The sequence below is a fragment of the Sphingomonas sp. MMS12-HWE2-04 genome, assembly GCF_044881185.1.
Classification (GTDB): Bacteria; Pseudomonadota; Alphaproteobacteria; order Sphingomonadales; family Sphingomonadaceae; genus Sphingomonas.
Genome location: NZ_CP173254.1, coordinates 163582 through 184511, shown reverse-complemented (window position 1 = coordinate 184511; position 20930 = coordinate 163582). Strand labels below are relative to the sequence as shown.

21 protein-coding genes and 1 pseudogene are annotated in these 20930 nt (G+C 65.8%); 15 read left to right on the top strand and 7 right to left on the bottom strand.

All coding sequences use genetic code 11. The features are described 5' to 3' along the window. The first annotated feature begins 66 nt into the window (after positions 1 to 66). Positions 67 to 1476, top strand: a complete 1410-nt coding sequence (locus tag AB2M62_RS00860) for a DUF4261 domain-containing protein (RefSeq protein ID WP_404336995.1) — start codon at positions 67 to 69, stop codon at positions 1474 to 1476. Here AB2M62_RS00860 and cobS read toward each other — a convergent pair. Next, positions 1473 to 2477, bottom strand: coding sequence for a cobaltochelatase subunit CobS (gene cobS / locus AB2M62_RS00855; RefSeq protein WP_404336994.1), 1005 nt, complete (start codon positions 2475 to 2477; stop codon positions 1473 to 1475). The two genes, AB2M62_RS00860 and cobS, sit on opposite strands and share 4 nt — an antisense overlap. A gap of 93 nt (positions 2478 to 2570) precedes the next feature. Beyond that, entirely contained in the window at positions 2571 to 3266 is a 696-nt protein-coding gene (locus AB2M62_RS00850) for a winged helix-turn-helix transcriptional regulator (RefSeq protein WP_404336993.1), read from the bottom strand. 79 nt (positions 3267 to 3345) lie between these two features. Here AB2M62_RS00850 and AB2M62_RS00845 point away from each other — a divergent pair, with 79 nt between their 5' ends. The 9 genes and pseudogenes from AB2M62_RS00845 to AB2M62_RS00805 all read left to right on the top strand — a co-directional run bounded on the left by AB2M62_RS00845 (position 3346) and on the right by AB2M62_RS00805 (position 8264). Next, complete coding sequence (locus AB2M62_RS00845; RefSeq protein ID WP_404336992.1) at positions 3346 to 4050, top strand: DUF899 family protein; 705 nt, start codon at positions 3346 to 3348, stop codon at positions 4048 to 4050. A 23-nt stretch (positions 4051 to 4073) separates the two neighbouring features. Continuing rightward, positions 4074 to 4514: a VOC family protein gene (locus tag AB2M62_RS00840; RefSeq protein ID WP_404336990.1), complete on the top strand. Its 441-nt coding sequence runs from the start codon at positions 4074 to 4076 to the stop codon at positions 4512 to 4514. 15 nt (positions 4515 to 4529) lie between these two features. Continuing rightward, positions 4530 to 4721 (top strand): annotated as a pseudogene (locus tag AB2M62_RS00835) (DUF4287 domain-containing protein); the annotation flags it as partial. Between the two features lie 64 nt (positions 4722 to 4785). Beyond that, positions 4786 to 5268 carry a VOC family protein gene (locus tag AB2M62_RS00830; protein WP_404336988.1) on the top strand — a complete coding sequence of 161 codons (483 nt, stop codon included), beginning with the start codon at positions 4786 to 4788 and terminating at the stop codon, positions 5266 to 5268. 11 nt (positions 5269 to 5279) lie between these two features. Continuing rightward, positions 5280 to 5933 (top strand): glutathione S-transferase family protein, encoded by a 654-nt coding sequence (locus AB2M62_RS00825; protein WP_404336986.1) that lies wholly within the window; start codon positions 5280 to 5282, stop codon positions 5931 to 5933. A 15-nt stretch (positions 5934 to 5948) separates the two neighbouring features. Further along, positions 5949 to 6308, top strand: a complete 360-nt coding sequence (locus tag AB2M62_RS00820) for a DUF1428 domain-containing protein (RefSeq protein ID WP_404336985.1) — start codon at positions 5949 to 5951, stop codon at positions 6306 to 6308. A 60-nt stretch (positions 6309 to 6368) separates the two neighbouring features. Continuing rightward, complete coding sequence (locus tag AB2M62_RS00815) at positions 6369 to 7139, top strand: VOC family protein (RefSeq protein WP_404336984.1); 771 nt, start codon at positions 6369 to 6371, stop codon at positions 7137 to 7139. Further along, positions 7136 to 7783 carry a glutathione S-transferase family protein gene (locus AB2M62_RS00810; RefSeq protein WP_404339735.1) on the top strand — a complete coding sequence of 216 codons (648 nt, stop codon included), beginning with the start codon at positions 7136 to 7138 and terminating at the stop codon, positions 7781 to 7783. The genes AB2M62_RS00815 and AB2M62_RS00810 overlap by 4 nt, the downstream gene beginning before the upstream one ends. A 10-nt stretch (positions 7784 to 7793) precedes the next feature. Next, a complete protein-coding gene (locus AB2M62_RS00805) occupies positions 7794 to 8264 on the top strand; it encodes an SRPBCC domain-containing protein (protein ID WP_404336982.1) in 471 nt (156 codons plus the stop codon). Between the two features lie 37 nt (positions 8265 to 8301). Here the strand turns inward: AB2M62_RS00805 and AB2M62_RS00800 are convergent, their stop codons facing one another. Further along, positions 8302 to 8919 carry a J domain-containing protein gene (locus tag AB2M62_RS00800; protein ID WP_404336980.1) on the bottom strand — a complete coding sequence of 206 codons (618 nt, stop codon included), beginning with the start codon at positions 8917 to 8919 and terminating at the stop codon, positions 8302 to 8304. Positions 8920 to 8955: 36 nt separating this feature from the next. Here AB2M62_RS00800 and AB2M62_RS00795 point away from each other — a divergent pair, with 36 nt between their 5' ends. Both AB2M62_RS00795 and AB2M62_RS00790 read left to right on the top strand, forming a co-directional pair. Then, positions 8956 to 9240 carry a BolA family protein gene (locus AB2M62_RS00795; RefSeq protein ID WP_404336978.1) on the top strand — a complete coding sequence of 95 codons (285 nt, stop codon included), beginning with the start codon at positions 8956 to 8958 and terminating at the stop codon, positions 9238 to 9240. Positions 9241 to 9242: 2 nt separating this feature from the next. After that, a complete protein-coding gene (locus tag AB2M62_RS00790; protein WP_404336976.1) occupies positions 9243 to 9944 on the top strand; it encodes a glutathione S-transferase in 702 nt (233 codons plus the stop codon). 11 nt (positions 9945 to 9955) lie between these two features. Here the strand turns inward: AB2M62_RS00790 and AB2M62_RS00785 are convergent, their stop codons facing one another. Then, positions 9956 to 10657 carry an SDR family NAD(P)-dependent oxidoreductase gene (locus tag AB2M62_RS00785; protein ID WP_404336974.1) on the bottom strand — a complete coding sequence of 234 codons (702 nt, stop codon included), beginning with the start codon at positions 10655 to 10657 and terminating at the stop codon, positions 9956 to 9958. A 416-nt stretch (positions 10658 to 11073) separates the two neighbouring features. Here AB2M62_RS00785 and AB2M62_RS00780 point away from each other — a divergent pair, with 416 nt between their 5' ends. The 3 genes from AB2M62_RS00780 to AB2M62_RS00770 all read left to right on the top strand — a co-directional run bounded on the left by AB2M62_RS00780 (position 11074) and on the right by AB2M62_RS00770 (position 14344). Next, the gene (locus tag AB2M62_RS00780; RefSeq protein ID WP_404336972.1) at positions 11074 to 11976 is read left to right on the top strand and encodes a pirin family protein; all 903 of its coding nucleotides are present in this window, start codon (positions 11074 to 11076) and stop codon (positions 11974 to 11976) included. 298 nt (positions 11977 to 12274) lie between these two features. Then, complete coding sequence (locus AB2M62_RS00775; protein WP_404336971.1) at positions 12275 to 13249, top strand: CsgG/HfaB family protein; 975 nt, start codon at positions 12275 to 12277, stop codon at positions 13247 to 13249. Between the two features lie 213 nt (positions 13250 to 13462). Beyond that, the gene (locus tag AB2M62_RS00770) at positions 13463 to 14344 is read left to right on the top strand and encodes an alpha/beta fold hydrolase (protein ID WP_404336970.1); all 882 of its coding nucleotides are present in this window, start codon (positions 13463 to 13465) and stop codon (positions 14342 to 14344) included. A 75-nt stretch (positions 14345 to 14419) separates the two neighbouring features. Here the strand turns inward: AB2M62_RS00770 and AB2M62_RS00765 are convergent, their stop codons facing one another. From AB2M62_RS00765 to AB2M62_RS00755, 3 genes are all read right to left on the bottom strand, one after another. Continuing rightward, positions 14420 to 16033, bottom strand: coding sequence for a DUF5597 domain-containing protein (locus AB2M62_RS00765; RefSeq protein ID WP_404336969.1), 1614 nt, complete (start codon positions 16031 to 16033; stop codon positions 14420 to 14422). Between the two features lie 139 nt (positions 16034 to 16172). Next, positions 16173 to 18977, bottom strand: a complete 2805-nt coding sequence (locus AB2M62_RS00760) for a TonB-dependent receptor (RefSeq protein ID WP_404336967.1) — start codon at positions 18975 to 18977, stop codon at positions 16173 to 16175. Between the two features lie 396 nt (positions 18978 to 19373). Further along, complete coding sequence (locus AB2M62_RS00755; protein ID WP_404336965.1) at positions 19374 to 20663, bottom strand: L-fuconate dehydratase; 1290 nt, start codon at positions 20661 to 20663, stop codon at positions 19374 to 19376. Positions 20664 to 20930 lie beyond the last annotated feature (267 nt).

The following is a 20930-nucleotide window of genomic DNA, read 5'->3' as shown; positions in this document are numbered from 1 at the left end:
CGCGGTTAATCCGATTATGCCAGTTTGCCTCGCAGATCGTCCGCCACCACGGAGCCCAAGCGCACGATGGCCGTCCTGCTGCTGCATCGTCCGATTGCCTTCCCCGCTTCGCGCATCCGCCAGATGCTCACCCAGATGTACCCCAACATCGTCTGGCGCGCCGGCGAAGAGGATGACGGCCGCAGCGAGACCCAGATACCGCTTATCCGACCGCAGACGATCCTCGGCCGCGACGGCCCCGACATCGTCATCGCCTGTGTCGAGCTGGTGCCGCGCGCCTATGCCCCCGCCAATGGCAATGTCCCGCCCGCCCATTCCTCGCACATCACGATCAGCCGCGCCTCCACGCCTGACGACGCGTTCGCCCGCGGCATCGCGCTGATCGTCGCCACCACGCTCGCCGTCGAAGGCGACGAAGGCGCACTGCTCCAGCTCGATCCCGGCGAGAACTGGCTCGACACCACCGATATGCGTTCGCTCGCCAAGCTGCTCGAAACCGATCGCAGCCTTGCCCGGCGCGGCGATTTCGGCCGTCCCGAACAGGGTGGCGACGCCGCTCCTGTTCCAGCACCAACCGACGAGCGCGTCGCGCCGCCGGGCCGGCTCGGCAGCTTCACCCTGCTGCTCGATCGCCCCATCCATATCGACTGGTCGGTGATCGACGAGGGCATGCGCGCGGTCGATCCGGGCGGCGGCTGGACCAGCTGCGCGGTCCCGCAAGGCATGGGCTTCATTCAGGGCCGCAGCAAGATCACGCTCATCGCGCTGCCGATGCCCTACGATCCGAGCGCCATCCACGGCGCGCTCGGCCGCAGCTTCTGGTTCGACGGCGATCGCGACCGGATCGCCCGCCAGCGCGGCTATATCACGATCAGCGCCGAAGCGCCGGACAGCTTCGAGGCCAAGCTCGCCACCGCCAAGGTGCTGACACTGATCGTCGGCGTCCTGGCCCGAGATCCTGCGGTGGTCGCGGTGTTCAACAACATGGTCTCGACGCTGTTCTCGCCCGAGATGGCGAGCGCCCAGATGGCGACTCTCACCACCGGCCAGATCCCGATCCAGCTCTGGGTATGGGCCGCCCCCAATCGCATCGAGGACGGCAACGCCTCCTTCACCACCGGCGGGCTCGAGCCGTTCCTCGGCTATGAAGTCGAAGTGTGGAACGCGCCCTATCCGGTCGCCACCGTCGCCGAAAAGCTCAGCGGCGTGCTGCGCTATCTGCTCCAGGCCGGCCCGGTGATCGCGCATGGCGACACGATCGGCACGAGCGCCGACGACCAGCAGACACGCTGCTTCTTCGGCCCCAGCCGCGCCGATCGCCCGCAGCCGGTCAAGGCGATGTTCGTCGAGTTCGGCGAGCCCGCAGCCGAAACCCCGCGGCCCGATCCGGTGCCGCCGCCCGCGCCTCCCCCGCCACCGCCCGCGCCGCCCGCATTCGGGCGGCGCCCCGGTGGCTTCGGCCGCAAAGGCCTCTAGGTCTTCGAGACCACGCTCTCGGGCAGGTCCTTGCCGAACACCCGCTGGTAATATTCGGCCACCTGCGCACGCTCGGTCTCGTCGCACTTGTTGAGGAACGACAGCCGGAACGCGAAGCCGACATCCTTGAAGATGTCCGCGTTCTGCGCCCAGGTGATCACCGTGCGCGGGCTCATCACCGTCGAGATGTCGCCGTTGATGAAGCCCTTGCGCGTCAGGTCCGCCACGCGGACCATGTTCTCGACCAGCTCCTTGCCGCCCGGCTTGTCGTAATCGCCCGACTTGGCGAGCACGATCTGCGCCTCGATCGCGGCGGGCAGATAGTTGAGCGTCACCACCACGTTCCAGCGGTCCATCTGGCCCTGGTTGATCTGCTGGGTGCCATGATAGAGCCCGCTGGTATCGCCGAGGCCCACCGTGTTGGCAGTGGCGAACAGCCGGAACCACGGGTTGGGCCGGATCACGCGGTTCTGGTCGAGCAGGGTCAGCTTGCCCTCGGTCTCCAGCACGCGCTGGATTACGAACATCACGTCGGGCCGCCCGGCATCATATTCGTCGAACACAAGCGCGGTCGGGGTCTGGATCGCCCAGGGCAGCAGCCCTTCGCGGAATTCGGTGACCTGCTGGCCGTCCTTGAGCACGATCGCGTCGCGGCCGATCAGGTCGATGCGGCTGATATGCGCGTCGAGATTGATCCGGATGCACGGCCAGTTGAGCCGGGCCGCGACTTGCTCGATGTGCGACGACTTGCCGGTGCCGTGATAGCCCTGGATCATCACGCGGCGGTTGTGCGCGAATCCGGCAAGCACCGCGAGCGTGGTGTCGGCGTCGAACACATAGGCTGGGTCTAGATCGGGCACGCGCTCGTCGGCCTCGCTGAACGCGGGCACTTCCATGTCGATGTCGATCCCGAACAGCTCGCGCACGCTCACGCTCTTGTCGGGCGCGTCGAGGATCGTGGTGTCCCGGCTGTCGGGCTGGGTGTTGGGGATGTCGGCCATGCGATACTTCCTGGAATCCGGGGGCGGCGTTGGCCTCGCGGGTTAGTCCCTCCCATGCCGCACCGCAACGACAAGGTTCAAGTCACAGCGGGTTCAATCGTTTTCAAACACCGGAAGCCGGAAGAGATCGACGAAGCGCTGGCCGGTCGCGAGGTCGCCGGTGAACCGCACCCGCGCTTCGTCGATCAATTCGGTGAGCGGCACCGGGCGATAGAAGGTGGTGGCCAGTTTCGAGGGTTCGCCTTCGAAGAGGACTTCGGCACCCGCCGGGTCGGACCGTTCGATCGCGAGCCAGCCGTCGACGATCCTGGCGCGAAACGGCTCGCCGCCGACGCGAAAGCCGAGATCGGGCGCGAAGGCCGGATCGGCTGCCGCATCCATCATTGTCCGCAGCGAGAGCATGAAGGCGCCGTTGCTCAGCGGCAGCGTCACGTCGTGCGCCGGCGATCCCGCCGCCCAGCGGCTCAGCGCCAGGATCGGCCCCTCCAGCCCCAGACCCCATTTGGTCAGCGCATAGACCTGCGCGTTGGCGGGCGACGGCAGGCTCCGCTTGCGCAGGATGCCCGCCTTTTCCAGCCCTTCGAGCCGCTGCGTCAGGATATTCGCGCTCAAGCCCACCAGCCCCGCGCGCAATTCGCCGAAGCGCCGCGGCCCAAGCAGCAATTCTCGCACAATCAGCAACGCCCACCGCTCGCCGACCAGATCCATCGCCAGCGCCGTCCCGCAGGCGTCGCGATACCAGCGCCGCGCCTTGCCCAGATCAGCATTGGTTATTTTTAGTGACTCCATGGTTGTTTTTTGTAACTCATACGGGCATCAAACTCAAGAAAGCGATTCGCACAGGCGGCCAAGCGGAGGTTTCGCGCCGATGCCAGAAACAAGCGTCCCAGCTACCGAACTCGCCGCTCGCGCGCGCTCGCGCTGGCCCGGCGAAAGCGCCGCCTATCGCGCGGCCCGTACCGCGTTGCTCGCCGACGAAATCGAACTGCGCCGCCAGATCGAGCGCGTCGCCGAACGACGCCGAGCGCTTCCTGACGGACCGGCGGCATCCAGCGACTATAGCTTCGAGGGGCCCGAAGGCGCCGTCACGCTCGCCGAGCTGTTCGACGGCAAGGAAACGCTGCTCGTCTACACCTGGATGTTCGGCCCCGAGCGCGAGCGCCCCTGTCCGATGTGCACGTCGCTGCTGTCGGCATGGGAGGGCGAGGCGCTCGACATCCAGCAGCGCGTCGCGCTCGCGATCACCGCACGCTCGCCGCTCGAAAAGCTCCGCGCCTTTGCCGAGGAACGCGGCTGGCGCCATCTGCCGCTCTATTCGGATGCCAGCGGCGACTTCAGCCGCGATTACAACGCGATCGACGACGAGGGCGGCGACATCCCGCAATTGCTCGTCTTCACCCGGCGCGACGGCACGATCCGACTGTTCTGGGCAGGCGAGATGGACGACTTGACCGCCGATCCCGGCGAGGATCCGCGCGGCGCACCCGATCTCATGCCGTTATGGACCGTGCTCGACGCCACGCCCGAGGGACGCGGCACCGACTGGTATCCGTCGCTCACCTACCCCGCATAACGATCTGCTCAGGAGAGAGCCCGATGCCCCAGATGATCTTCGTCAACCTGCCCGTGACCGACGTGGCCCGGTCGACTGTCTTTTACGAAGCGATCGGCCTCACCAAGGACCCGCGCTTCAGCAACGGGCAGGCCTCGGCGATGCAGCTTTCCGACACGATCGTGTTCATGATACTGTCGCACGACTTCTTCAAAGGGTTTACACCCAAGCCGATCGCCGATGCGCATGCCGGCACCGAAGTGCTGCTCTGCATCTCGCGCGACAGTCGCGAAGCCGTCGACGCCATTGTCGAGAAGGCCGCCGCCGCGGGCGGCAAGGCGGATATCCGCGAGAAGCAGGAGATGGGCTTCATGTACGGCCGCAGCTTCGAGGATCCCGACGGCCATATCTTCGAGCCGATGTTCATGGACCTCGAGGCGGCGATGGCCGCCTTCCCCGAAGGCCCGGCGCACGAGCCCGCCTGAACAGGGAGAAATCCGATGTCCTTCCAGGCCTATCTCACCAATATCGAAGCCAAGACCGGCAAGAGCCCCGCCGATTTCCGCGCCTATGCCGCGGCGAAGGACTGGCTCGCCGGCGGCACGCTCCGGCCCGAGGTCAAGGCCGGGACGATCGTCGCCGATCTCAAGGAACAGTTCGACTTGGGTCATGGCCACGCAATGGCGATCGTCGCCTTGCTCAAGGGAATGAAAAGGAAGGCGACGCCTGAGCGTCGCCGCCAAAAGAGAGGATATCATGGCGCAGAAGATCACTCCGGTGCTCTGGTTCAACATGACCGGAGAGGAGGCCGCAACCTTCTATGTATCGCTGCTGCCCGACAGCCGCATCGACAGTGTCCAGCGCGCGCCGGCGGACAATCCGAGCGGCCCGGAAGGCACGGCGATCGTCGTCGACTTCACGCTTGCCGGCCAAAAATACGCCGCGCTCAACGGCGGCCCCAATTTCACGCCCAATGAGAGCGTGTCGTTCCAGATCCTGACCGACGATCAGGCCGAGACCGATCGGCTGTGGAACGCGATCGTGCGCGATGGCGGCACCGAGAGCATGTGCGGCTGGTGCAAGGACAAATGGGGTTTCTCCTGGCAGATCACGCCGCGCCGGCTGATCGAGCTGGCGTTCGGCGGGGAGGATGCCGATCGCCGCCGCCGCGCCTTCGAAGCGATGATGACGATGCGAAAGATCGACATAGCGGCAATCGAAGCCGCGGCTGCCGGTTGAGGAGAAATGCAATGACGATCGAGATCACCGGGTTCAACTGGGTGCCCGACTTTGCCCGCGGCTATGTCCGCGATCTGCGGCCGCGCTGGGCCTGCGAGGAGATCGGGCTGCCCTATGCGATGCGGCTGATCAGCCCGCTCCCGCCCAAGCCGGCCGCCTATTTCGGCGAGCAGCCCTGGGGCCAGGTCCCGGTGCTCCACGATGACGGCGTCCAGCTGTTCGAGAGCGGCGCGATCCTGCTCCATCTCGGCGAACGCGACGAACGCCTGCTGCCACGCGATCCCCAGGCGCGCGCGACGGTGACGGCCTGGCTGTTCGCCGCGCTCAACAGCGTCGAGCCCTGGATGTTCGAACTCGCCAATGTCGAGATTTTCTCGGCGAAGGAGGAATGGGCCAAGCTGCGCCGCCCCAGCCTGCTCGCCGATACCGGCAAGCGCCTCGATCGCCTCGCCGATGCGCTGGGCGAGCGCGAATGGCTGGGCGACGGCTTCAGCATCGCCGACATCGCGATGGTCACCGTGCTGCGCAACGCCGATCACGAAGATCTGATGACCAGCCGCCCGCGCCTGACCGACTATGTCGCGCGCGGCACTGCCCGCCCGGCCTTTCAGCACGCGATCGCCGCGCAGCTCGCCGATTTCCAGCCGGAGCCGGTCGCCGCCTAACCAGGGAGAGCAAGCATGTCCTATATCGACGGTTTCGTCGCGCCGGTGCGCGAAGAGAAGAAGCAGGCGTATCTCGACATGGCGGCCAAGGCCGCGCCGATCTTTCGCGAATATGGGGCGCTGCGCGTCGTCGAGGGCTGGGGCAATGATCTGCCCCACGGCAAGACCACCGACTTCTTCCTGGCGGTCAAGGCCGAGGACGGCGAGAACGTCGTCTTCTCCTGGATCGTCTGGCCCGACAAGGCGACCCGCGATGCCGGCTGGGAAAAGGTGATGGCCGACGAGCGGATGAAGCCCGAAGGCGACATGCCGTTCGACGGCAAGCGGATGTTCTGGGGCGGCTTCGATCCCATCGTCGACGAAGGCGAAGGCTGACGATCACCACCCCGCCGAACCCCGGAATCCGGCGACGAAAGTAAAAGACAGGAGAGTATGATGCCCAATCCCCATGGCACGCCGATCTGGTACGAGCTGATGACCAGCGATGCCGATGCGGCCCAGGACTTTTACACCCATGTCGTCGGCTGGACCGCCGCCCCCTTCCCCGGCGCTCCCGAAGGCGCGCCCGACTATCGCATCTTCTCCGCGCCCGATGGCGAAGGCGTAGCCGGCCTGATGCAGCCGCCCGAAGGCGGTCCGCCCCCCGGCTGGTTCAGCTATATCGGGGTCGACGATGTCGATGCCGCCGCGGCTAAGATCGCGGCTTCGGGCGGCGCCATCCATATGCCGCCCACCGATATCGACGGCGTCGGCCGCATGGCGATGGTCGCGGATCCCCAGGGCGTCGCCTTCTATGTGATGAAGGGCGCCAGCCCCAAGGACAGCACCGCCTTCCAGCGCATGGCTCCCGGCCATGCCGAATGGAACGAGCTCGTCACCAGCGACGATCAGGCCGCGCTTGCCTTCTATGCCGATCAGTTCGGCTGGAAGAAGGACGGCGCGATGCCGATGGGTGAAATGGGCGAATACAGCTTCCTCAGCCATGCCGGCGGCGTGATCGGCGCGGTGATGCCGACGCCGCCGGGCAAATCGCCGCGCTGGAACTATTTCTTCCGCACCGGCAGCATCGAGGATGCCAAGGCCCGCGTCGAGGCCAGCGGCGGCACGATCCAGCACGGGCCGATGGAAGTGCCCGGCGGCGACTGGGTACTCTATGCCACCGATCCGCAAGGCGCCCGCTTCGGGCTGGTGGGGTCGAAAGGCTGATGCTCGCGCTCTACGCCCATCCCTTCTCGTCCTATTGCTGGAAGGTGCTGATCCCGCTCTACGAGAACGCCACGCCGTTCACCTATCGCTCGGTCGAGGAGGGCGATAACGGCGCCGAACTCGCTCGGCTCTGGCCGCTCGGCAAATTCCCGCTGCTCGTCGACAATGGCCGTGCGGTGATGGAATCGAGCACGATCATCGAGCATCTCCAGCGCTACCATCCCGGCCCGGTCGCCTTCCTCCCCGAGGGCGATGCCGCGCTGGAGGTGCGCATGCTCGATCGCATCTTCGACAACCACGTCATGGGCCAGATGCAGCGCGTGGTGAACGACGCGCTGCGCGGCCCGGAGCGCCATGACCCGATCGAAGTCGAACAAGCCAAGGCCGCGCTCCAGAAGATCTATGCCTGGTTGGACGAGTGGCTGGAGGGCCGCGAATGGGCCTCGGGCGATTTCTCGCTCGCCGACTGCGCCGCGGCCCCGTCGCTCTTCTACGCCGATTGGGTCGATCCGATCCCTGAGAGCTTTGTCGCTCTGCGCGCCTATCGCGCCCGCCTGCTCGCCCGCCCTGCGGTCGCCCGCGTGGTCGAGGAGGCGCGCCCCTATCGCGCCTATTTCCCGCTGGGCGCCCCCGACCGTGACTGAGGAGAAGACCATGCCCGAATCCCACGCGCTATCGGTCGAACGGCTGATCGATGCCCCCGTCGAGGCCGTGTGGAAGGCCTGGACCGACCATCTCGAGGAATGGTGGTGCCCCAAGCCCTGGACCACCGAGTTGATCGCCCAGGATTTCCGCGCTGGCGGCCGCACCGCGATGATCATGCGCGGCCCGAATGGCGAATGCGGCGATCCGATGGAGGGCATTTTCCTCGAAGTCACCCCGCTGCGCCGCATCGTCTTCACCAACGTCGTCGATTCGCATTGGCAGCCCCAGACTTCGCCGGTCGCGAACATCGTCGGCTGGTTCGAATTCACCCCAGAGGGCGACAAGACCCGTTACCGCGCCGGCGCGCGCCACTGGGATGCCGAGGCGATGCGCAAACATGCCGAGATGGGCTTCGAACAAGGCTGGGGCGTGGTCGCCGAGCAGCTCGAAGCCGTCGCCAAGCGCATCGCGTCTGCCTGAGATCGCGTCCCCCGGGGAGCCCTGCCCCCGGGGGATCTCACGCGAAGGCCGGCGATCCCTTGAGCTGCTGATAGGCTTCGATCACCCGCTGCAACTGCGTCTCATGGGTCCGGTCGCCGCCATTGCGGTCGGGATGATATTTCCGCACCAGCTCCGAATAGCGCTTGCGCAAACCCATCCGATCGACATCGATCTCCAGCTCGAGCACCTTGAGCGCCTGGCGGTCCATGCCCGAGAGCGGCTTGCCGTCCTTGCGGTCCTCGCGGTCCTTCATCCGCTCGCGGAAGCGCGCGCCGATCGCGTCGAGCGGGTCGCCGAAATCGGCCCAGCGCGGCGGCCGGTCGGCGCCGCCGGTCGCGCTGAACGCGCGGGTCTCACGGTCCCAGCCGGCGAACGGCCGCTGCGCATCCTGGATCTCGTCGGGGCTCATCCCGGCGAAGAAGTTGTAGCGCGCGTTGAACGCGCGGACATGGTCGAGGCACAGCCAGCGGAACGGCGGCGGACCGTCTCCGGCGCGTCCCGTCCCGTCGAGCGGCGGCGCGCGAAACTCGCCGGGCTCCTCGCATCCCGGTTCGGCGCACAGCCGGCCCGGCGCCTCCACGCGGCCGTGGAACCGGGTATTGGGTCGATCCTTTTTCGGCTGAGCGTCAGCCACGCTACCTCCCTCGAATAATCGGCCTATATAGGCGCGATGACCGACCCTTCCAGCGGCGGACTCGCCGAAATCATCGCCGCCCGCCTCATCGCCGCGCTCGCCCCGACGCAGCTCGACGTGATCAACGACAGCCACCACCATAGCGGCCATCTCGGCGACGATGGCACCGGCAAATCGCACTGGACCGTCTCGATCGAGAGCCCGGCCTTTCAGGGCCTGTCGCGCGTTCAGCGGCAGCGGCTGATCAACACCGCGCTCGCCGATCTGCTCGCCGGCCGCATCCATGCGCTGGCGATCCGGGCGCGCGCTCCAGGAGAATAGGCATGAGCGCATATAAGCTGTGGTATTGGGCCGAAATCCAGGGACGGGGCGAGTTCGTCCGGCTGGCGATGGAGGCCGGCGGCATCGCCTATGTCGATGTCGCGCGCGAACGCGGCAGCGACGCGCTGATCGCCGACATGCAGGCGCGCACCGATCGCCCGCCCTTCGCCCCGCCCTATCTCGATACCGGCAGCCAGGTGATCGCCCAGGTCGCCAACATCCTGCTCTATCTCGGCGACAAGCATGGCATCGCGCCGTCGGACGAACCCACCCGCCGCTGGCTCCACGAGGTCCAGCTCACCATCGCCGATTTCGTCGCCGAGGTGCACCAGGTCCACCACCCGGTGGGCGTCGCGCTCTATTACGAGGACCAGAAGTCCGAGGCCGCGCGCTTCGCGCAGGAATTCCGCAACGCGCGCATGCCCAAGTTCCTCGGCTGGTTCGAGCGTTCGGTCGCCGGCGACTGGCTCACCGGCGACCAATGGAGCTATGGCGACACCTCGCTCTTCCAGCTGATCGAGGGCCTGCACTACATGTTCCCGCGGCGCATGAAGGCAATCGAGGGCGACTATCCCAGGCTGCTCGCGATCCGCGGCCGCGTCGCCCAGCTTCCCGGCATCCAAGACTATTGCGCCAGCGACCGCCGGATCGGCTTCAACACCAACGGCATCTTCCGCCACTATCCCGAGCTCGACGCCGAATAGGGCGTCGCCGCCTAGAAGGGCACTTCCTTCCCCTCGAAGTCGAACATCTTGCCGCTGTCGGGGGGCCGCAGCCCCTCCACCACGTCGAGCAATTGCAACGCCGCCCGGTCGGGTGTGAAAAGCCGCCCGGGTTGCACATTCCCCTGAAACGGTCGCGACAGCTGCGTATCCACCGTCCCGGGATGCAGCGCCACGACGACCGAGCTGCTGTTGCGGCGCCGCTCCTCGATGGCGAGGTTGTGGATCATCATGTTGAGCGCCGCCTTGGACGCACGATAGCCATACCATCCGCCGAGGCGATTATCGCTGATCGACCCCACCCGCGCCGACAGCGCCGCGAACACGGTTCGCCCAGCCTTGGGCATCAGCGGCAGAAAATGCTTCGCCACCAGCGCGGGACCGATCGCGTTGACGGCATAGACCTGCGCCAGCCAGCTCGGATCCAGGTCTCCGATCGCCTTTTCCGGCTTCCGGCCGGACGCATGCAGCAGTCCGCTCGCGACGACAATCAAAGCGGGAGCCGGCCCGCGGCCGACCAGTTCGGCCGCCGCGGCGATGCTCGCCTCGTCCAGCAGATCGAGATGCTGCGCCCCGCTGCGCGACCGCGCGAAACCATGGACCTTGGCAATCACGCCTTCCTCGATCAGCGCAGCCTCCAGCGCGCCGCCAATCCCGCCCGAGGCGCCGATAATCACTGCACTCGTGTCAGCCATAATTTTCCTGCTCGCAGAGCCCTCCCTTACAGCTCTGGCCGCGCAGGACCAGCCACTGCGCCGTAATCGACAGGGCGACCACTTGAGCGCCAACGTCCGAAATCGAACCTTCTCTCCGTCACCCCGGGCTTGACCCGGGGTCCCGCTTCTTGTTGCCCTTCGCATGGTTCGAAGCGCCAATCCCGAGCGGCAGCATCTTTTCGATCCTCCCGCCTGATCTCAGAAGAAGCGGGACCCCGGCTCAAGGCCGGGGTGACGAAAGGGGTTGGCAAAATGGGCGATTCCTGCCTATCCGCCCTGGGCGACAGCCCCCCAATCCCCCCGTCCACCCCCATGAAGCGCGTCTCACCGTTTCCATTCGGGTGATTGTCGCCCTCCCCGCCCACCGGCTATGCGTTTGCCCGAGCCGGAGGACGATGATGCGCGAAGACCTGATCACTCAGACGATCGAACCGACCACCCATGATCTGGGCGGCTTCAAGGTCCATCGCACCTTGCCGTCGAAGCCGCGCACGATGGTCGGCCCGTTCATCTTCTTCGATCAGATGGGCCCGGCGCATCTCGATGTCGGCACCGGGATCGACGTGCGCCCCCATCCGCACATCAACCTCGCCACCGTCACCTATCTCTATGCCGGCGCGATCGATCATCGCGATTCGCTCGGCACCTTCGCGACGATCGAGCCCGGCGCAGTCAATCTGATGACCGCCGGCCATGGCATCGTCCATTCGGAGCGCTCGCCCTCGGCCGAGCGCGCCGTCGGCCCCGAGCTTTCGGGCATCCAGACCTGGCTCGCGCTTCCCGAGGCGTACGAGGAAATCGATCCTGCCTTCGAACATGTCACCGCCGCCGAGCTGCCGGTGATCGAAGGCCATGGCGCCACCGCCCGCGTCGTGATGGGCACGCTATGGGGCGCCACGGCGCCGACGACCACCTATGCCCAGACGCTGTATGCGGACATTGCGCTCACCCCGGGCGGATCGATCCCGATCGATCCCAGCGGCGACGAGCGCGCGCTCTATGTCTCGATCGGCGACGCCAGCCTTGACGGCATGCCCCTGCTGCCGATGACGCTCTATGTCCTGCGCCCCGGCACCCATGCCACGCTGCGCTCCGAGCGCGGCGGCCGGGTGATGCTGTGCGGCGGCGAGGCCTTCACCACGCCGCGCCACGTCTGGTGGAATTTCGTTTCGTCGAGCCGCGATCGGATCAACCAGGCCAAGGAAGACTGGAAGGCCGGCAATTTCCCCAAGGTCCCCGGCGACGACAAGGAATGGATCCCCATCCCCGAAGTCCCCAAGACGGTAAGCTATCCCTAAGACCGAAGCCAATCCCGCGTCATCCCGGCCTTGAGCCGGGATCCTGCTTCTTCTTGTGTCCCTAAGGCAGCGAGCCCCGGCGCAAGGTCGGGGTACGACGGGAAGGCCGATTTCGAGGTCGGCCGTTCCCGCCCGCCCGCCGGCAAATGACGAAATCTTGCAAGAACCGCGTCGAATTGGCTGCTACAGGCGCGCTTCATCGCATTCACTTAGATTATAATTGTCAGACCCCGCATCTCCGTAGGATAGGGGTCGCAAGCCGGCGGGCGCACCGTCGCGTAGATAAGGGGAACCCGTAATGCTGAAGACTACGGCGGTGGCCGCCACCGCTCTCGCACTGCTGTTCACGTGCGGGGAGGCTCAGGCCCAGAAGAAGGGCGCACGCGCCAGCGGCGGTCAGCGCATGCAGGAAAAGGCCGTGGCCGACGTGCCGCACTGCATCCGCAAGCTCGGCACGCTCTCGATCGTCGACGGCGACGATCCCCGCGGCTGGACCCAATATTCGCTGGCCCCGCCCCAGAAGCTGCTCAAGGTGCTCGTCCAGCGCTCGGGCTGCTTCAACCTCGTCGATCGCGGCTCGGGCCTCCAGGCGGCCGAGCGTGAGCGTCAGATCGGCGGCCATCTCGGACTCCAGCGCGGCGCCAATGTCGGCCAGGGCCAGATCAAGGCGGCGGACTATGTCCTCGTCGCCGAAGTCCAGGGCGCCAATTCCAACGTCAGCGGCAGCGGCGTCGGCGGCGCCGTCGGCGGCCTCATCGGCGGCAGCGTCGGCGGGCTGATCGGCGGCATCAAGAGCAAGAAGATGGAAGCCAGCACCGTGCTGTCGCTCACCAATGTCCGCACCACCGAGACGATCGCCACCCAGGAAGGCTATGCGGTCAAGAACAACCTCAGCTTCGGCGCGGGCGGCGGCAGCTTCTTCGGCACCGGCGCGGCCGCAGCCGTCGGTGGCGGCTATGACAACACCGATATCGGCCGCATCGTCACGCTGGCGTTCATCCAGGCCTATTCGAAGATGGTCGAGGAGCTCGGCCTGGTCACCCCGGGGTCGGAAGGCACCGCCGAGGCGGCGCCGGCCAAGACCTTCACCGCGCAGCGCCCGGTGATCATGCGCGTCACCGCCGCGGGCACCGGCAAGATCATCCGCACGCTGCCTGCGGGCGCGACCGTCTATCCCACCGGCAACAAGAACGGCCTGTGGTGGGAAGTTGCCGACGAGAACGACAATGTCGGCTGGGTGCTCAACACCGGCCTCGCGCCGACCCAGCACTAAGACGTACCGACAGAAACGTCCCTCCCTGCTTGCAGGGAGGGGCTTCGGTGACGCGTCGCAGGCGCGTTCCCGGCGCGTCGCAGGGGCTTCGGTGGCGCGTCGCAGGCGCTTCGGCCCAAAAGCCTCGAATTGTGTCAACTTCGACAAGCGAGTTTCCCTCGCTCCCGTCCCCCGCTAGGCTCGCACTCCAAAGCGACCCGTCGGGAGAAGGCAATGTCGGACCTCCAGCGCATCCCGCTTCCCACCGGCGTTGAGCTCGCCGTGGCGATTGCCGGCGATCGCGCCAACCCGCCGATCGTCCTGCTCCACGGCTTCCCCGAATCGCACCGCACCTGGCGCCACCAGATCGCCGATCTGTCCCGCGACCATTATGTGATCGCCCCCGATCAACGCGGCTTCGCCCATTCGTCCAAGCCAGACGGCGTCGAGAATTATGCGCCGGCTAAGGCGGTCGCCGACCTGCTCGCGCTCGCCGATCATCTCGGCATCGGCAATTTCACGCTGGTCGGCCATGATTGGGGCGGCGCGATCGCCTGGATGGCGGCGCTGCAGAACCCGCAGCGGATCGCGCGGCTGATCATCGTCAACGCGCCCCACCCCCTCGTCTTCCAGCGCTCGCTGTTCGACGATCCCGCCCAGCGGAAGGCGAGCCAGTACATCACCCGCTTCCGCGACACCCGTATCGATCACGGGCTGATCGGCGCGGGGCTCGAACGCTTCTTCGCCTCGACCTTCGCCCAGCACGTCGTCGGCGGCATCGCCGGCGAGGACAAGGCGGCGTATATGGAGGAATGGGGCCAGCCCGGCGCGATGACCGCGATGCTCAACTGGTATCGCGCCTCGCCGATCGTCGTTCCCGCCCCCGACGAGATCGCGGAGCGCCCCGCCTGGCTCGACGCCCCCTTCCCGCCGATCCAGCAGCCGACGCTGGTGATCTGGGGCATGAAGGATTTCGCGCTGCTTCCCGTACAGCTCGAGAGCCTGCCAGCGCTGGTTCCGGACCTCACCGTCACCCGCATCGAAGACGCCGGCCATTTCGCCCCCTGGGAAAAGCCCAAGCAAGTCACCAAGGCCATCCGCGACTGGCTGCGCTAACGACGCCTATTCTTCGTCACCCCGGCCTTGCGCCGGGGTCCCGCTGACTCGGCGCGGAAGACCCGGGATCTCGGCCTATTCCCAGGTCCCGAACTTGATCTTCAGCACCTGCTGCTCGGGGCCGAAATTGATCCCATAATCAGTCTGATCGCCGTTGAGCACGCGCTCGAACACCCAGCGGCCATGGTCGTAATGGCCCTGCTCGATCCGGTCGTAGATCAGGTTGCGGCCCTTGGCGTCCTTCAGCGCAAACTCGATCCGCGCGTCGAAGCCGGTGACCAGATATTCGTCTGGCCCCAGCTGCGCGACCACCATCCCGCCCTTGGGCTCGTCATTGCCCTTGGGGTCCTCGAAGCCGAATTGCGGCCGGCCAAAGGTCACCTTGGCGGTGTAGCCGCCAAGATCGAGCGACTGGGAAAACTTCGCCGTGGGATCGGTCGGCTCGGCGACGCCCCAGGTCTTGCCGGTGAACGCCAGCTTCGCCCATTCGCGCTGCATCGGGCGGAACAGGCGATAGTTGCGCGCGAACCGCTCGATCGTCTCGGCGTCGAGCGTCTTGGCGCCGAGCGGATAGTTGGAATAGCCGCTGCCATCCATGCCGAACATCGACCAGCCGATCGCACCCCGCCCGATCGTCGGGAAGAAGTAGCGGGCGTAGGGCCGGGCATTGCCGGTCTCGGGAACGAACAGCGGATTGTCCGCCCGGGCATAGGCGTCGAGGAAGCCGAGATAGGCCTTATGGTCGGGATTGTAGATATCGGGCCCCACCACATCGAGATGCGGCGCGGCAACCTCATAGACGTCGATCACCGCCGGCGACGGCCCGCCGCTGGCATAGGTGTTGGGATCCTGCCAGGTGAACGGATTCCCCGGCAGCGCCGCGTTGGCATACATCGGCAGCGGCTTCACGGCCTTCCCCGCCGCGGCGATCTCGTCGATATAGCCGGCGAGATACCAGGTCTGGAAGAACAGGTCGGCGTCGCGGCCGAACACCTGGCTCCACGTCCCCGGCTTCTTGCCGGTCTTCTTGAGCAGCGCCGCCGGCACCTGCCCCGCGAACAGCGTGTTGGCCTCCGCCGAATGGTCGCGCGCGCTGCTGTAATTGCCCGCTTCGTTCTCGACCTGGACCATGATCACGGTGTTCTGCGGATCGATCGCCTTGAGGTGGCGCATCATCGCCACGAACGCCTTCTTGTCGGCCTCCAGCGTCGAACGGGCAAAGGGCGTGAAGGCGTAATGCTTCTTGCCCTCGCGGTCGATCATGTGCGGAAAGCGCTTGGGGTCGAGCTTCACCCAGCCCGGCGCATAGGCCGTGCCGGTGTTCTTCCACGTCGCGAACCACAGCAGCACCAGCCGCACGTCATGCTCGCGCGCCTGCTTGACCAGCGTGTCGAGGAACGAGAAGTCGAACTTCCCCTCCTGCGGCTCCACCTGTTCCCAGGCGATCGGCACCTGCAGCGTGTTGGCCTGGAGCTGGTCGATCACCGGCCACACCTTGGGCAGCATCGCCGGATAATTGCTCGAATTATGGACCTGTGCGCCGAGCATCAGGAACGGTGCGCCGTCCACCATCAGCGCGTGCCGCCCGTCCTTCGAAACGACGCGGGGGACTTCCTGCGCGTTGGCGGCGGCGGCATGGCCGAGCGCCAGCGACGCAAGCGCCACGGCCAGGCTGGTGAAACGGCGCATATTTCTTCCCCTCTTCGCCGCGCCCCGTTGCGCGGCCGTGTCTTCCATCCCGTTCTGCCACCCCGCATCCCTCGAAAAAAGGGCCGGCCCATGACGAGCCGGCCCGAAAGCGAGAACGATACGGATCAGGCGAACCGCATCAGTAGGTGAGCCGCGCCGTGATGCTGACGCGGCGGTCGTTGAGCACCGCGGACTGCGGGCGGCTGGCGATGCCGTAATAGGTGCGGTTCTCGGTGTTGGTCAGGTTGGTGCCGTCCACCGTCAGCGCGAAGTTCGGCGTCACCGTATAGGTCACCGAGGCATCGAGCTGGCCGCGCGCGTCGTTGAAGATCGGCAAATTGCCGCTGCCGTTGCCGCGGGTAGTGACGACGTATTTCGAGCGCCAGTTATACGCCACGCGGGCCGAAAGCGGGCCGCGGTCGTAGAAGCCGATCAGATTGTAGCTGGTCTTCGAAAGCTGCTCGAGCGGCACGATCAGCTGGTTGCCTTCATTGTCGGTTGCGCTGGGGCTGGGCGCCTTGCTGTCGACATAGGTGAAGTTGGCCTGGGCGCCGAAGCCCGAGAGGAAGCCCGGCAGGAAATCGAAGAAGGTGTTGCCACCGATCTCGAAGCCCTTGATCTTGCCGTCGTCGCCGTTGACCGGGCGCGTGACGTCCACGTTGAACGGCCCGTTGCCGAAATTATACGTCTCGGTGGCGGTCACGTTGGCGATGAAGCCGTCGACCTTCTTGTAGAAACCCGCCGCGTAGATCGATCCGGTACGCGAGAAGTAGTATTCGAGCGACGCGTCGAACTGCGTGGCTTCCAGCGGGCGGAGGTTGGCATTGCCCGTCGACGCGGTGCGCGTGCCCGAACCCGAATTGAACTCGGTGATGTTGATGTTCGGGTTCAGCTGGGTGAAGTCGGGCCGCGTCAGCGCCTTCGATGCGGCGAGGCGCAGCTGGAGCTTGGGCGTGAAGCGGAAGCGCAGGTTCAGACTCGGCAGCACCTTGGTGTAGTCCGAGTCCGCGGTGATCGGCACATAGCTGATCGGTCCGTTGCCGGCGATCGGGTTGCCGTTCGCGTCCTCGGCCTGCGGGGTCTGCACCGAGAAGCCGCTGGTGTTCACCTTGGTCTTCACTACGCGCACGCCGATATTGCCATCGATCGGCACGGCGAAGTCATCCGCGCCGAACTTGACCATGCCATAGGCGGTGTAGGTCTTCTCGCCCTGGGTGTTGCGGTCGCTCGGCACATAGGCAACGCCGTTGAGCAGCGCCTGGCTCTGCGTGCCGGCATAGGGCGCCAGCGTTTCGCGCGTGGTGTCATAGTCGAGCACGAGGTTGCGATTGAAGAACACCGCACCCTCGGGAACGCCTTGATAGCCGCGATACAGTTCGCCGCGGAACGGGTGCACTTCGTACAGGTTCGAGGCCAGCGCGCTGGTCAGCCCGTAATAGTTGTAGGTGCTGCTGTCGGTGACTGCCGAACGGTCGGTATAGCGGATGCCGCCGGAGATCGACTTCAGGAAGCTGTTGTCGAACCGGTATTCGGCGTCGAGCCGCCCGGCCTTTTCGGTGCCGACGGAATGCTCGATGTGATCGAGATATCCGGCCCCGCTCGCATAATTGGCGGGGTCGGTGACCAGGCCGTTGCCGTTGGCCGCATTGGCATCGGGCAGGATTTCGAAGATCGGCGCGCCGTCGGTGACGACATGGTGGAGCCGCTCGGCGGTCGAGGACAGGATCACGATCGAGCGCTGCCCGTCGGTCACGCCCCGGATATACTGGCCATCGGCAGTGATGGTCAGATTCTCTGCCGGCGTCCACTTCGCGTTGAGCGAATAGTCGTTGGTGACCGAATGCCGGTTCTCGAGGCTGGTATTCGCATTGATCGGCACATTGACGAAAGTGCCGCTGCGGAAATTGCCGTCATCGTCGAAGGTGAACGGCGCGGTATAGTCCGGCGTGATCGCGCTGTCGCCGGTATAGGCGAAGAAGCTATAGTCGCCATATTGGAATTTATAGTCCGAACGGACATATTCCGCGGTCAGCAGCAGGTCCTGGCTCGGCTTCCACTGGACCGCGGCGTCGACGCCGATGCGGCGACGGTCGCCCAGATATTCGCCGATGCCGACGCCGTGCGCGAGATAGGTCGTCTTGCCGGTGCGGCCCAGGCCCGCCAGCGTCGTGGCGTCCGCGGCATTGGCGGGGTTGAGCAGGAACTGCGGCTGGCTCGAAATCTGGTCCTGGCGGAACGCGGTCTTCTGATAGGCGAAGTCGACGAGCACGCCGATCTCGCCGATGCCGGTGTTCCAGCGGTCCGAGATCAGGATGTTCCCCTGCGGCGTCGATTTGCCGTACAGGTCGTAATAGTTGATCGTGCCGCTGGCCGAGACCTTCAGCCCGTCAAAGTCGAACGGCTTGCGGGTGCGCAAATTGACCAGGCCGCCGATGCCGCCTTCGATCAGGTCGGCCGAGGGGTTCTTGTAGACGTCGACGCCGGCGAGCAGTTCGGACGGCACGTCCTCCAGGCTCAGCGTGCGGCCGCCATTGGCAGTGAACACGTCGCGGCCGTTGATTTCGGTACGGACCTGGCTGAGGCCGCGGATCGCAATCGAGCTGCCCTCGCCATAAGTGCGCTGGATCTGGATGCCGGTGATGCGCTGCAGTGCCTCGGCCACGTTGCGGTCGGGTAGCTTGCCGATGTCTTCGGCGACGATCGAGTCGACGATCTGGTCGGAGTTGCGCTTGATATTCTGCGCGCTCGAAAGGCTGGCGCGCACGCCGGTGACTACGATGGCATCGCCGTCGGCATCGGACTGGGTGTCCTGCGCGGGGGCCGCGCTATCCTGCGGGGCGGCAGCGGCGGCATCGTCAGCGGCCTGAGCCAGGGCAGCCGGCGCCGTGCTGAACGCGAAAGCCGACACACCGAGCATCAGGGCCCGGCGAAGCGTCACAGTCATGTAGTCATTCCTTCCTTCGGCGGACATGCCAGCCATTGTTCGTCCCCATTGCAACCGCACGGCACGACGCCTCGCGTCGCACGATCCGGCACAGCTAAAGGAGAAACAGGCAGCCTGAAGGTTCAGCCGCTCGGGCCCGTAGGGGCGCCCACCTCTCCTGCGTCGCCTTCTCTGTTGACGCGCAATGCGTCCCGGAAGACTTCGATGTTCGCGCTAACACCGCTGGGTAACGAGCGTCTACAAAAAAACTTAGCACATATGAAAATTGCTAGGAAACTGTGGCAGCGCCGTCACGGCGGCGTTGCCGACGCATAGCTCCCAGGCGTCAGGCACGCGGCATCGCGCCCCTCGCACAGGCTAATCTGAAACCCCGAGCCGATGACTGGCGCGCTCAGTTCACGCCTTCGGCGCGCCTCCATAACGAAACTCGATCAGCGTCTCAGGCTTCATTTGGATCGAAAAGCCCGGCGCGGTCGGCGCGCGATAAGCGGCATTTTCCACGACGCAGGGCTCGAGGAAATGCTCGTGGAGATGGTCGACATATTCCGCCACCCGGCCCTGCTTGGTGCCCGAAATGCACAGATAGTCGATCATCGACAGGTGCTGGACATATTCGCACAGCCCCACACCACCAGCATGCGGGCACACCGGCAGGCCGTATTTGGTCGCCATCAGCAGCACCGCGAGCACCTCGTTGACGCCGCCCAGCCGGCACGCGTCGATCTGCACCACGTCGATCGCGCCGCGCATGATGAACTGCTTGAAGACCACCCGGTTCTGGCACATCTCGCCCGTCGCCACCTGGACGGGGGCGATGCCCTCGCGGATCGTGCGATGCGCCTCGACATCGTCGGGGCTGGTCGGCTCTTCGATGAACCACGGATTGGCGAAGGAAAGCGCCTTCACCCAGTCGATCGCCTGCGCGGTTTCCCACACCTGGTTGGCGTCGATCATCAGGTGCCGTTCGGCCCCAATCACCTCGCGCGCGATCGTCACGCGGCGGATGTCCTCGTCGAGGTCGCGCCCGACCTTGAGCTTCACATAGTTGAAGCCCTCGTCGATCGCCTCGCGGCATAGCCGGGCCAGCTTGGCATCGTCATAGCCGAGCCAGCCGGCCGAAGTGGTGTAGCAGGGATAGCCATTGGCCTCGAGCTCGGCGATGCGCTCGGCCTTGCCCGCGGCGCGCTCGGTCAGCAGCGCCAGCGCCTCGTCGGGCGTGATGCAGTCGGTCAAATAGCGGAAATCGATCAGCCGGACGATCTCGGCCGGGCTCATATCGGCGATCAGCCGCCACAGCGGCTTGCCTTCGGCCTTCGCCCACAGATCCCAGACAGCGTTCACTACCGCGCCGGTAGCGAGGTGAATCACGCCCTTTTCGGGCCCGATCCAGCGCAGTTGGCTGTCGCCGGTGATATGCCGCCAGAAACGACCGCCGTCCTCGCGAATCCAGTCGAGTTCGAGCCCTTCGACCAGCGGCGCCAGCGCTTCGATCGCTGCGCAGCAAATGTCGTTGCCGCGCCCGATCGTGAAGGTCAGGCCATGACCTTCGAGGCCCGGCGTATCGGTCTCGAGGATGCAATAGGCCGCCGAATAGTCCGGATCGGGGTTCATCGCGTCCGACCCGTCGAGCCAGTCGGAAGTCGGGAAACGGATGTCGAGTACGCGCAACCGAGTGATCTTGGTCATCGCGAGCGCCCGTGAATGCATGAATTGCGTGCCTGCGGCATATAGTAGATCGCCCTCTCGCTCCGACGCCGCAGAGCGGCCGCATCCCGTGCTTTGCACCTTTACGTTTGCTGGTGCTTGTGGTTTTCATATTTGCCAATTGCCCTTGGCGCAAGTTTGCTTTTGCGCCAATCGACGGGTCAGAACTAGAGCGAACGCCGGATTTGGCGGTGAGGAGAAGAGGCGTGACGGCATCGGGGCAGCACCGCATCGGCAGGCACGACTGCG